Source organism: Paractinoplanes rhizophilus, assembly GCF_042664765.1.
In the GTDB taxonomy this organism is placed as follows: domain Bacteria; phylum Actinomycetota; class Actinomycetes; order Mycobacteriales; family Micromonosporaceae; genus Actinoplanes; species Actinoplanes rhizophilus.
Genome location: NZ_JBHTBJ010000016.1, coordinates 56,110 through 67,885, shown reverse-complemented (window position 1 = coordinate 67,885; position 11,776 = coordinate 56,110). Strand labels below are relative to the sequence as shown.

Sequence of the window (11,776 nt, the reverse complement as noted above, 5' to 3'; positions counted from 1 at the left end):
GGTACTTGGTGCTGCCTCAGTCGTTCACACGCTCGATTTCCACACGCTCGACGACCACGTCCTCGACCGGGCGGTCGCCGGCGGCGGTCTTCGTGGCGGCGATCGAGTCGACGACCTTGGCGGACGCCTCGTCGGCCACCTGGCCGAAGATCGTGTGCCGGCGGTTGAGGTGCGGCGTCGGCGCGACCGTGATGAAGAACTGCGAGCCGTTGGTGCCGGGGCCCGCGTTCGCCATGGCCAGCAGGTACGGCCGGTCGAACGACAGCTGCGGGTGGAACTCGTCGGCGAACTTGAAGCCCGGGCCGCCCCGGCCGGTGCCGGTCGGGTCGCCCATCTGGATCATGAAGCCGGCGATCACGCGGTGCGAGATCGTGCCGTCGAAGTAGGGCTTGCCCTTGCCGGGCTGGCCGGTGCGCGGGTCGACGTAGTCCTTGCTGCCCTCCGCGAGCTCCACGAAGTTGCGCACGGTCGCCGGGGCGTGGTCCGGGAAGAGCTGGAGCCGGATCGGGCCGTGGTTGGTGTGCAGGGTGGCGTAAAGCTTCTCGGCCACGGGTACTCCTGTCTGTGTCGCGGTCGCCCCTGGCGTACCTCGAAGGGGCGATGGGACAGTTTCTTTTGTAGTTCGGATCCTCCCCCATGTGTCTGATCCGGCCACGCCGGGGTACCAGTTGAGGGCACCATGACGGTGGGAGAGAACCACAGGAGGTGGGCACTGGTGTTCGCAACGATGCGCCGCAAGAGCCGGAGCCGGCGGATGAAGAACGAGCTCGGCCAGAGCGTTGACCACTTCAAGCGCGCGGCATCGCTCGCGGCTCAGGAGACCAGCGCGACCGTGGGCCCCCGGGTGGCCGCCGCGGTCGACAAGACGCGCCCCGCGGCCGTGAAGGCCAAGGACGCCGCGTCGAGCAGCTGGGACAGCGCTCTCGCCACGATCACGCCGCTGGTCACCGCCGCGACCGACAACGCGCGGCAGGGTGGCAAGGTCAGCAAGCGGCAGGCCAAGAAGGCCGCGAAGATGAACAAGAAGCAGGCGAAGCAGCTGCGCAAGAAGGTGGGCAAGCGGTCCGACAAGCGCCGCGGCTCGCGCATGCTGGGTTATGCGCTGATCGGCAGCGCCGTCGGCCTGGGCGCGGCCTACATGGCCAAGCGCCGTCGGGCCAGCCAGTGGGACGAGTACGACCCGGCCGCCCCGGCCAGCTCGTCGACGCAGGTCGATGGCGCGGACGACGCGGCGTTCGAGCCGGCCGAGCCCACGGCGTACACGTCGCCGAACGGAACGGTGCCGGACACGGCGCCGCAAACCCCTCGGTAACAGCGGCACGACCATCGGGCGGGCACCCCCACGGGTGACCCGCCCGCTGGCGTGCGCACATCACTGCGCGTCGGCCGGGCCGGCGGGCCGTGACCGACGGACGTGATCAGATTACTGTGCGTCGGCCTGGCGGGCGCGGGCCGGGTCGAGCGACGGGCCGCGGGGGAGCATCGCCACCAGCTCGGACGGGATCTGGGCCGGCTTGACCCCGGGGTACCCCAGCTTGGTGATCAGCGACCGGTTGGCGAGCGGGAAGCTCTGCCCGGTGTCGGTGACGATGCTCACCGTGCCGGTGCCGGCGGGCGCGCTCGGCGAGGCCGCCGCCGTGGCGAGGACGCCCTTGCCGCGCGCGATGTGCACGTAGTCGGCCAGCACGGCGTTGGGCGGGGCGGTGCCGGCCTTGACCCCGACGCCGGACGGCACGGTCGGGTCGATCCGCAGCCCGTCGCCGGATTTCGCGTCCACCGGCAGGGTCATGCAGGCCTGGGCAGGCGTCGAGTCGTGCAGCTTGGGCACGGTGACCGGCAGGCCGTTGGGGTCGCCCTCGTCGCTGATCCGCTTCTTGGACGGCGGCAGCTGGAAGAACGCGTTACCGATCGCCTGCGGCTTTTCCACGCCGGGATTGGCCTGCATGAGTCGGGCCTGCATGTCGGTGAGAGCGGCGGCGCCGTCGGCGAGGATCACCGCGAACTGCTGACCGGAGTCGGTGACCAGATCGCCGACCTGGAAGCCGTCGATCGCGGAGGTGCCGCCCACCTCCGGGATTTCCGGGGCGACCAGGTCGTGCGCGAGCGGGACCGCGTTGGCCCAGGCGGTGGCGACCGTCCAGGGCTCCTTCGACGCCCAGCCGAGCACGCGCAGCGTCGCGACCAGCTCGTCGGCCGGGATCGGATACCGCTTGTTGCCGAAGACCAGCGCGCTGCTGCCCTGCGGATCGCGGATGAGCAGGGCCTCTCCGGTCTTGGCCGCGACCGTGCCGTCGGTGAGCTTGTCGCCGATCAGCAGCGTGCTGCGCGGCGTGTTCTCGTCGCCGCGGTTGTCGGTGCAGATCGACCACCGCTCGGTGAGCAGCGCGCCCTTGGCCGGCAGCGAGTCGGGCGCGTCAGGGATGCCGAGCGGGGCGCCGAGCGGCACGGAGGCCAGCTTGTCCGACGAGATGCTCTTGAGCTCGGGCGCCTCGGCGTTGGCGAGCAGCAGGCCGGAGGCGTAGTTGAGCACCGGGTGGAGGTTTTTGTCGGACTCCAGGTAGACGAACCGGGCGCCGGTGCCCTTTTCCTGGAACACCACGTTGGGGTTGCGCGGATCCACATTGCTGTGTCCGGTGAGGAGGCCGTAGATCGCCGCGCCGCCCACGGCGAGGCTCGCGATCAGCAGGCTGACCAGGGCCGTCGTGCCGGCCCGGCGCAGCGGCGAGCGCGACGGGTCGGGGTCGTGCGTGACCAGCGCGGCTACCACCCGCTGAAGCGAGTACTGGTACGAATGCAGCTGGTCCTGACGCGACGGCACCCTGTCACTCTAGGGCTCGGCGTCGATGTCCAGGGGGCACCCCTACAGCCAGCCGTTGCGGCGGAACGCCCGGTAGAGCACAAAGGAAATCAGCAGGATGATCGCCCACCACGCCGGATAGCCGTACAACCAGTCCAATTCGGGCATGTGCGTGAAGTTCATCCCGTAGATGCCGGCGCCCGCGGCCCAGACCGTGGCGATGCCGGCCCACGCGGCGATCTTGCGCATGTCGTTGTTCTGGTCGACGGTCACCTGGGCGAGTCGCGCCTGGAGGATCGAATTGAGCAGGTCGTCGTAGGAGGAGACCTGCTCGACCGTACGCGTCAAGTGGTCTTGGACGTCACGGAAGTACTTGCCGATCCGCTTGGGCACGATCGCCACGATCGTGGCGAGTGGCCGCTGCAGCGGCACGACGGCCCGGCGGAACTCCACCAGTTCCCGCTTCATCTGGTAGATGGCCTGGATCGGGCTGGCCGCGCCGCGTGAGAAGACGCCTTCCTCGATGATGTCGAGGTCGGCCTCGACCTGGTCGGCGACCAGCAGGTAGTGGTCGACCACCCGGTCGGTCACCGCGTACGCCACCGCCCAGGGCCCCTGCTCGAGCAGGTCGGCCCGGCCGTTCTCGAGGTCGGCGCGGACCGAGCCCAGCTCGGACGCGTCACCGTGGCGCACGGTGATCACGAACTGCTCGCCCACGAAGATCATCATCTGGCCGGTCTCGACCACCTGGGACGTCTCGGTGATCTCGCTGTGCGGCACGTACCGCGCGGTGCGCATGACCAGGAAGTGCACCGCGCCGAAGTTCTCCAGCTTGGGGCGCTGCTCGGCCTTGACCGCGTCCTCGACGGCCAGCTCGTGCAGCCCGTACGTCTGCGCGATCGCCGTCATCTCGGCCTCGCCGGGCTCGTGCAGGCCCAGCCAGACGAAGCCGTCCTCGTGCGAGCAGGCCTCGCGCAGCGCCTCGTCGGGGGAGAACTCGCCGGCCAGCCGCTTGCCGGTCACGTAGACGCCACAGTCGACCACCGAACTGGCGGTCGTGCGGGTGCGGGTGCCGTCCAGATGATCGCCCGGGGTGGCGAAGATGCGGTTCATCGCGCGCCGGGGCGCGGCGAACGCCCGGGACAGCGGCTTGTTCCGGCTCCACGTGCCGGGCTCGCGCTCGCTCATGACAGACCTCCCCACACACACCGCCCGACGGGCCCGCAGCAGGCTAGCTCACGTCACAGGGCGCGCCGGACGGGATCGGGCGAACCCGTCCGGCGTGGCGAGACCCGGACGCTACGCGCGCACTTCGTCGATGGCCGCCGCCAGGCGCCGGACACCCTCGTCGATCTGGTCGGCCGTTACCGCGGAGAACGCCAGGCGAACCGAGCTCTTCCCGCCGTCGAGCAGGAAGTCCGTCCCCTTGACAATAGCCACGCCCTTCTTCATCGCGGCCGGGAAGAGCTTGTCGACGTCCACGTCCTCGGGCAGATCGACCCAGAGGAAGTACCCGCCGTCGGGCTCGGTGAAGGTGGCGCCGGGGATGTGCTTGCGCAGCGAGTCGGCGAGGACCGAGGCGCGCTCGGCCAGGGCCGTGCGGACCGTCTGGATCGAGCGGTCGATGTCGCCCGAGACGCAGAACTGGTGGACGATCGCCTCGGACACCATGCCGGGCGAGATGTAGAGGTTGGTGGCCTTCTTGGCGATCGCGTCGATCAGCGCGGCCGGGCCGACCAGGTAGCCCACGCGCACGCCCGGGCATACCGTCTTGGTGAAGCTGGAGGCGTGGACCACGACGTTGTCAGAGTCCATCGAGAGCATCGAGGGCAGGGCGTCGCCGCGGAACCGGATGTCCACGTACGGGTCGTCCTCGAAGATCGTGAAGCCGTGCTCGACGGCCAGCGCCAGCAGGTCGCGACGCTTCTGCTCGGAGAGCGTGATGCCGGCCGGGTTCTGGTAGTTGGGAATGATGTGCGCGAGCTTGGGGCGGACGCCGGACTCGAGCAGGGCGCGCAGCTCGTCGGTGTCGATGCCGTCCTCGCGCAGCGTGACCTGGTGCACCTTGGCGCCGAGGTTTTGCAGGCTGAGCAGCGTGCGGTCGTAGGTCGGCTTCTCCACGATCACGGTGTCGCCGGGCTGCACGAGGTGGTTGAAGAGGAACGCGTCGGCCTGCAGCGACCCGTTCGTCACGATGACCTGGTCGGCGGAGACGCTGTGCTTCTTCGCGATCCACTCACGCAACGGGACATAGCCGACAGAGGTGCCGTAAGCGGTCACGCCGGCCGGGTCGGCGTCGAAGGCACGCGCGGCGGCGGCCTTGAGGCCCTCGACGTCGATGATGTCCAGCGACGGAGCGCCACGGGCGAAGGAGATCAGCTGCTCAGCGGTCATGGCAACCAGCTTACGAGCAGCCGCCATGCTATTTTCGCGCGCCTCCGCCCGGTAAACGGCCAGGAAGCGAGAGGTTATCCTCGCGGGGCACATCCCTTGACCACGAGGAGCTACTCCATGATCGGACTCGTACTCGCCGCCGGAGCCGGCCGACGGCTGCGTCCGTACACGGACACGCTGCCCAAGGCACTTGTCCCGGTGGACGGCGAAACCACGATCATGGATATCTCGCTGCGCAATCTGGCCGCGGCCGGGCTCACCGACGTGACGATCGTGGTGGGCTATCGCGCCGGCGCGGTCGAGGAACGGGTGCCCGGGTTCCAGGAGAAGTACGGCGTCAAGATCAGCCTGGTGCACAACGGCAAGGCCGAGGAGTGGAACAACGCGTACTCCCTCTGGCTCGCGCGGGACCACTTCGCCCAGGGCGCGTTGATGGTCAACGGCGACACCGTGCATCCGGTGAGCGTCGAGCACACCCTGCTGGCCGATCGCGGTCCGAGCATCCTGCTGGCCATCGACAATCTGAAGAAGCTGGCCGACGAGGAGATGAAGACCGTCTTCGACGAGTCCGGACAGCTCACCAAGATCACGAAGCTGATGGATCCCGCCGAGGCGTTCGGCGAGTACATCGGCGCCAACATCATCGAGCCGTCGACCGCCGGAAAGCTCGCCGACGCCCTCAAGACCACCTGGAAACGCGACCCCAACCTCTACTACGAGGACGGCTTCCAGGAGTTCGCCAACCGCGGCGGCGAGGTCCGGGCGTCGACCATCGGCGAGGTCAGCTGGGTCGAGGTCGACAACCACGACGACCTGGCCAAGGCGCGGGACATCGCATGCCGCTACTAGCCCGCACCATCCAGACGCCGCTGCACTTCGACGTCCGCCGCGGCGCGGTCGCCGACCTCGCCCGCATCCTGGCCGACGGCCGGATCTCGGCGGGCGGTGACGTCGCGGTCGTCGTCGGCCCGGGCCTGGGCGAGCAGGTGGTCAACCTGATCCGCCCGAATCTCGGCTCGGCCGACGTCTACACCACTGCGGGCGGCACCCTCGACGCCGCGCTCGAGCTCGCCGCGAAGCTGCGCGCCCGCAACTACGACGCGGTGGTCGGCATCGGCGGCGGCACCACGATCGACACCGCGAAATACGCGGCCAACCGCTGGGGCCTGCCGATGATCTCGGTGGCGACCAGCCTCGCCAACGACGGCATCGGCTCGCCGGTGGCCAGCCTGATCAACGACGGGATCAAGGGCTCCTACGGCGTCCACATCCCGTTCGGCGTGATCGTCGACCTCGACTTCGTCGACAACGGGTCCGAGCGGGTCAACCGGGGCGGCATCGGCGACGTGATCAGCAACATCAGCGCGCTGGCCGACTGGGAGCTCGCCCGCGAGGTGCGCGGCGAGCCGGTGGACGGCCTGGCCGCGTCGCTGGCCCGGATGGGCGCCGAGGCGATGCTGAGCATGCCGGGCGACATGAGCGACGACGCGTTCGTCACCGTGCTCGCCGAGTCGCTGATCTCCAGCGGCCTCGCCATGGCGGTCTGCGGTAGCAGCCGCCCGGCCAGCGGCGGCTGCCACGAGATCATGCACGCCATCGACTCGCTCTTCCCGGGCACCGGTTCGCACGGCGAGCTGGCCGGGCTCGGCGCGCTGTTCTGCACGTTCCTGCGCGGCGACGAGCGCCGCTTCGCCCAGATGGCCGACTGCCTCGCCCGGCATCAGCTGCCGCGCCTTCCGGAGGACGTGGGCCTGACCGGCGAGCAGTTCGTCGAGGCCGTCTCGTTCGCGCCGCGCACCCGGCCCGACCGCTACACGATCCTGGAGCACCTGGCCATGGCACCCGCACAGATCAGCGGAAAGGTGGCGGAATATGCCGAAGCCATCGCCGACCGCTGACTCCGGCCACGGCCCGGTCGGACCCACGCCCGCGCCGGGTGGTGGGCCCGAGCCGTCGGCGTCCCCTGCGCCCGCTGCGGCTTCCGGTGCGCCCACCGCGGCCGACTATTACGCGGTGAACCGGGGCGGCGGGCTCTTCAGCGAGGCGCTCAGCCAGCGGATCGGCGCCCGGATCGCGGTCGGCGCGCACAAGCGCCGCATCGTGCCCACGGTGCTGACCGTGGTCAACCTCGGCCTCGGATGCCTGGTCTCGTTCGTGGTGATCGCCGCCGCCGGCCCGGTGGCCGACGGCGAGATCTGGGCCTGGCCGATCGGCTTGCTCGCGCTGCTCGGCTGGCAGTTGGCGTACGCGTTCGACTGCGCCGACGGTCAGCTGGCCCGGGTCACCCGCCAGGCCAGCACGGCCGGCGGCCGCCTCGACGTGCTCTGCGACGTCGCGGTGCAGATCTCGCTGGTCTCGGCGCTGGCCGCCACGGCGAAGGCCCAGGTGCCCGACACCCCGGCCTGGCTGCTGGCCGCGTTCGCCGGCACCTGGATGGTCAACCTGGTCACCTCGGTCATGCAGGGCGGCGAGCAGGCCGCCAGCATGGTGACCAGCCGGTCGTTGCCGGTCCGGCTGGTCAAGCTGGTCCGTGATTACGGCGCGGTGATCGCCCTGGCCGGTGTGGTGTTGACTGTCGCGCCACAGTGGACCATTTGGTTCGTGGGGTTGTTCACCCTCGTCAACGCGGGGTTCTTGGCGGCCAGTGTGGTGTTTTCGGCGCGGCAGGCGCTGCGGGGCTGAGCTGGCTGGCGCTGAGCTGGCTGGCGCTGAGCTGGCTGGCGTCGCCTCCGGCGCCGCGGGCAATCGCCCCTGCTCAACAGCGGGGCGATTGCGCGTGTCCCCTGGGTGGGGGTTCACGCAAATTTGGGGTTTTGTACCGGGCTGGAACCGGAGGCGCGGCGGGGGCTGGGCCGGGTTAGACGCGTACCGGGATGGCTGCGGAGGCGCCTAGGACGGTGCCCTTGGCGTCCAAGGCCTCTGCTACCACGTATTCGGGGGTGCCCTGGATCGTGAGGCGGGTTTCGAAGCCTGTTCGGGGGGCCTCGATGGGGGCGTTGGCCAAGGCGCCGGGCTGGGTGCCGGAGCGGGCTCGCCACTTGGCGACCTTTGTGGTGCCGTTCCAGCTGGCGCTGACGACGACGTTGCCGCTCTCGATGTGCAGGCCCAGAGCGGGCTGGTCGAGGGGCACGCCGGTCCAGTCGGTCTTGTAGGCGCGGTAGGACTGGTTGTCCTGGGGGAGGTGGCCGGCCAGCCGGACGGTGCCGTCGGCGTTGTGCTCGGTGAAGTGGGGCATCTGCCCCCAGCCGATGAACGAGCCGCCGTCGGCCAGCTCGCGGAAGCTGCCCTGGGTGGGGGCCGAGAGCTTGTCGGGGTGCACGAACTCGGCCACGAACCGCGCCGTGCGGGCGGCCTCGTCCACCTTCATCACCAGACCGCGGGAGTAGTCGCGGTCCTTGGTGATCCCGGCGCCGTTGTCGAAGACGCTGTAGGTGCCGTCGCGCCGCTGGCGGAAGTCGTGCTGCCAGGAGAACTTGGCATTCTCGTCGATCGTGAAGTCGGATTTCTTGCCCCCGAGGCGCCACATGATCTCGCCCGAGGTCTTATTGATCTTGTACGACGTCCAGGTGTGCCGCGCCGAGATGATGATGTTGCCGTCGGCCGCCAGCCCCACCGAGTTGGCGTGGAAGTAGTCGTACGGCAGGTGGGCCGATTCGCCCTGCGGCAGTGGCGCGTACGACTCGTCCAGTCCGACGTGCTCGCTCGCCCGCCACTGGAACAGCAGCTTGCCGGTCGCGATGTCGACCTCCTGGATCACGCCGTCGTGCAGCACCCCGTCCGGGGGGCCGCCCTGGGCGGTCAGGTCGTGCGGCACCGGGTCGTACACCCAGAACAGCGCCGTGTCCTGCGGGGTGATCACGAAGTCGTGCTGGTCGGCCTGCTCGGAGCCGGCCGCCCGCACCCGGGTGATCTCCCGGTACGACCGGTCGGCGAGCACGAACTCGCCCTGGCCGACGCCCTGCCCGCCGGTGCCGCCGATGGTCCCCTCCCACCAGGTGAGGACCGGCTGATCGCGATAGCGCTGGACCTTGAAGTCGATCGCCACGGTGGCCGGGTCGGGCACCTTTTTGAACCAGACCGGCGAGCCCTTCTCGTCGACCATCAGCGTGCCCCACAGGCCGCTGCCCGCGGCGGGGCTGAGGCAGATGTAGCCGCCGACTGTGCCGTTCGCCGCGGTCGTGATCGTGACGTCGGGCAGGGTGCGGAGGTCGGGGCGGGAGCGGTACTTGGGCGGGCCGGCCTGCGCGGCCTCGGTCGCGCCGGCGGTCTCGTCGGTCGCGGCGGAGCCGTTGTCGTGGCCCAGGGCGTAGCCGAGCCCGCCGCCGACCACGCCGGTGAGGGCGGCCCCGCCCACGCCGAGCAGCAAATTCCTTCGAGAGACGCGGGAAGATTCCGTCACGGGTCCACCTTTCCCTTCCCCGGCCAAGATCTATCTCGGCGTATGGTCAAAATCCGCTGTGATTTCCCGGTAGATGTCCACGAGCTGGGCGGTGAGCACGTCCGGGTGGAAGTCGCGCAGGTAGCGCGCGCGGGCCGACTTCGCGCGCGCGGCGGCCTCGTCGCGGGCGATCGGCAGGGCCGCGGCCAGCGCCGCCGGCTCGGGCTCCACCAGCCAGCCGGCCTCGTCGCCGATCAGGTACGGGATGCCGCCCACCGCGGTGCCCAGCACCGGCCGGCCGTTCGCCATCGCCTCGAGGATCACCGTGGGCAGCACGTCGTTCCAGGTCGGGGGCGCGATCACCACGGCCGACGCGCGCCGCAGCTCGGTCATCTGCTCGCGGTCGAGCACGCCGAGGTACGTGACGTCGTTCCGCTCGGCCGCCGCCCGCTCGGCCAGCGGCCGCAGCTCGCCGTCGCCGGCGATGCGCAGCGGGCCCAGCGCGCCGTCGGGGTGCCGCCGCCACGCGTCCAGCAGCAGCGCCAGCCCCTTCTCGGGGGACAGGCGGGCGCCGTACGCGAAACCCTCACCCACCGCGGAGGGCTCGCCCGGATCGGGAAGTCCGTTGGGTTTTACGGTGATCCGCTCGTCGGGGATGCCGTAGTCCCGCAGGTGCGCGGCGATCCGGTCGGTCAGCGCGATGAACCGGTCGACCGAGCGCCAGGTGGGCCGGTGCACCGCGAGCGTGGTGGCCATCAGCGCGCTCTGTGCCGCCGAGCCGCGATAGCAGCGGTGCTGGATCGCCGGCCAGCCCAGCAGCTTGCCGCGGCAGTCCTGGCAGTTGTGGCCGTCCCGGAAGTACAGGCCGGAGGAGCAGACCTGGCGGTAGTTGTGCACCGTCTGCACCACCGGGACGCCGTGCGCGTGCGCCGTGCGGATCACCCAAGGCGACAGCAGCGGGTAGGGGTTGTGCAGGTGCAGCACATCCGGCCGGTCGGCCGCGAGGAGACGCGAAAGGTCCTGCTGCGCGGCCCGGCCGTAGATGGGAGACAACGGCAAAAGCGCTTTCTGTACGGCCGGGAGCTCGCCGATCGAGTCGGAGCTGCGCTGGAACGGCAGCACCTCGACCCCGGCCGCGCGCAGCTGCGCGATCTCGGTGTCCACGATGACGTTCTCGCCGGAGGGGATGGCTTCCCGATACCGGTTGTGCGCGACGACCACCTTCACGGCAGGAAACGCTACCTTTGAGGGCGTGCCCGAACTCCCCGAGGTCGAGGCGCTCGCGGCCTATCTGCGTGAGCGCGCGGTCGGCCACACCGTGCAGCGCTTCGAGGTGTCCTCGTTCAGCGCGCTGAAGACGTACGATCCGCCCGCCTCCGCCGTCGCCGGGATGCCGGTCCGCGACGCCGGCCGGCACGGAAAGTTCCTGGATATCGGCCTGGGGGATGATTTGCACCTGGTCGTTCACCTCGCGCGGGCCGGTTGGTTGCACTACCGCGACTCGTTCAAGTCGCCGGCCCCGCTCAAGCCGGGTAGCGGGCCGATCGCGCTGCGGATGCGGCTCGACGACGGCTCCGGCTTCGACCTGACCGAGGCCGGCACCCAGAAGTCGCTGGCGGCCTACCTGGTGCGCGACCCGGCCGAGGTGCCCGGGGTGTCCCGGCTCGGCCCCGACGCGCTGGCGGTGACCGAGCCGGAGTTCGCCGAGCGTATTCGGTCGCGGAACGGCCAGATCAAGGGTGTGCTCGTCGATCAGGAGGTGCTGGCCGGCATCGGCAACGCGTACTCCGACGAGATCCTGCACGTGGCCAAGATGTCTCCCTTCGCGCTCACCGGCAAGATCACCGACGAGCAGATGCACGCTCTGTACACGGCGATGCGCGAGGTCGAGACCGACGCGGTGGCCCGTTCGGTCGGCCAGAAGGCGGCCGAGCTCAAGGGGGAGAAGCGGGCCGGCATGCGGGTGCACGCGCGTACCGGCCTGCCTTGCCCGGTCTGTGGCGATACGGTGCGTGAGGTGTCCTTCGCCGACAAGAGCCTGCAGTACTGCGCCACGTGCCAGACCGGCGGCAAACCCCTGGCAGACCGCCGTCTCTCCAAGCTGATTCGATGACGCTCTCGCTTACCGTGCGTGTCTGAGCAACTCGGAGTGGTATAGCCGACCCGACGTACGCTCGCGTACCCGGTTTCCATCGGTATAGTGGCCC

Annotated in this window: 11 protein-coding genes; 5 read left to right on the top strand and 6 right to left on the bottom strand. The window is 70.1% G+C overall.

Translation table 11 applies throughout. The annotated features are described in order from the left end of the window. Nucleotides 1–16: 16 nt before the first annotated feature. Entirely contained in the window at nt 17–550 is a 534-nt protein-coding gene (locus ACFQS1_RS22030) for a peptidylprolyl isomerase (protein WP_378971292.1), read from the bottom strand. A gap of 165 nt (nt 551–715) precedes the next feature. On the opposite strand from ACFQS1_RS22030, the gene ACFQS1_RS22025 reads away from it, so the two are divergent. Further along, nucleotides 716–1,312, top strand: a complete 597-nt coding sequence (locus ACFQS1_RS22025) for a hypothetical protein (protein ID WP_378971290.1) — start codon at nt 716–718, stop codon at nt 1,310–1,312. A 111-nt stretch (nt 1,313–1,423) separates the two neighbouring features. On the opposite strand, the gene eccB is transcribed toward ACFQS1_RS22025, so the two are convergent. The 3 genes from eccB to ACFQS1_RS22010 all read right to left on the bottom strand — a co-directional run bounded on the left by eccB (nt 1,424) and on the right by ACFQS1_RS22010 (nt 5,191). Next, nucleotides 1,424–2,818, bottom strand: coding sequence for a type VII secretion protein EccB (gene eccB / locus ACFQS1_RS22020; protein WP_378971288.1), 1,395 nt, complete (start codon nt 2,816–2,818; stop codon nt 1,424–1,426). A 42-nt stretch (nt 2,819–2,860) separates the two neighbouring features. Continuing rightward, entirely contained in the window at nt 2,861–3,985 is a 1,125-nt protein-coding gene (locus ACFQS1_RS22015; protein ID WP_378971286.1) for a magnesium and cobalt transport protein CorA, read from the bottom strand. A 111-nt stretch (nt 3,986–4,096) separates the two neighbouring features. Beyond that, on the bottom strand, nt 4,097–5,191 hold the full coding sequence (locus ACFQS1_RS22010; RefSeq protein ID WP_378971284.1) for an aminotransferase-like domain-containing protein: 1,095 nt from the start codon (nt 5,189–5,191) through the stop codon (nt 4,097–4,099). Nucleotides 5,192–5,308: 117 nt separating this feature from the next. Here ACFQS1_RS22010 and ACFQS1_RS22005 point away from each other — a divergent pair, with 117 nt between their 5' ends. The 3 genes from ACFQS1_RS22005 to ACFQS1_RS21995 are packed head-to-tail and all read left to right on the top strand — an operon-like array spanning nt 5,309 to nt 7,873. Continuing rightward, nucleotides 5,309–6,040, top strand: coding sequence for a phosphocholine cytidylyltransferase family protein (locus ACFQS1_RS22005; protein WP_378971282.1), 732 nt, complete (start codon nt 5,309–5,311; stop codon nt 6,038–6,040). After that, nucleotides 6,028–7,089, top strand: coding sequence for an iron-containing alcohol dehydrogenase family protein (locus ACFQS1_RS22000; protein ID WP_378971280.1), 1,062 nt, complete (start codon nt 6,028–6,030; stop codon nt 7,087–7,089). Before ACFQS1_RS22005 ends, ACFQS1_RS22000 begins: the two co-directional genes overlap by 13 nt. Next, complete coding sequence (locus tag ACFQS1_RS21995; protein ID WP_378971278.1) at nt 7,064–7,873, top strand: CDP-alcohol phosphatidyltransferase family protein; 810 nt, start codon at nt 7,064–7,066, stop codon at nt 7,871–7,873. Before ACFQS1_RS22000 ends, ACFQS1_RS21995 begins: the two co-directional genes overlap by 26 nt. A gap of 175 nt (nt 7,874–8,048) precedes the next feature. Here the strand turns inward: ACFQS1_RS21995 and ACFQS1_RS21990 are convergent, their stop codons facing one another. Further along, on the bottom strand, nt 8,049–9,590 hold the full coding sequence (locus ACFQS1_RS21990) for an arylsulfotransferase family protein (protein WP_378971276.1): 1,542 nt from the start codon (nt 9,588–9,590) through the stop codon (nt 8,049–8,051). 30 nt (nt 9,591–9,620) lie between these two features. Beyond that, nucleotides 9,621–10,796 (bottom strand): glycosyltransferase family 4 protein, encoded by a 1,176-nt coding sequence (locus tag ACFQS1_RS21985; protein ID WP_378971273.1) that lies wholly within the window; start codon nt 10,794–10,796, stop codon nt 9,621–9,623. 25 nt (nt 10,797–10,821) lie between these two features. Between ACFQS1_RS21985 and ACFQS1_RS21980 the strand changes: the two genes are divergently transcribed. Continuing rightward, nucleotides 10,822–11,682 carry an Fpg/Nei family DNA glycosylase gene (locus ACFQS1_RS21980; protein WP_378971270.1) on the top strand — a complete coding sequence of 287 codons (861 nt, stop codon included), beginning with the start codon at nt 10,822–10,824 and terminating at the stop codon, nt 11,680–11,682. Nucleotides 11,683–11,776 lie beyond the last annotated feature (94 nt).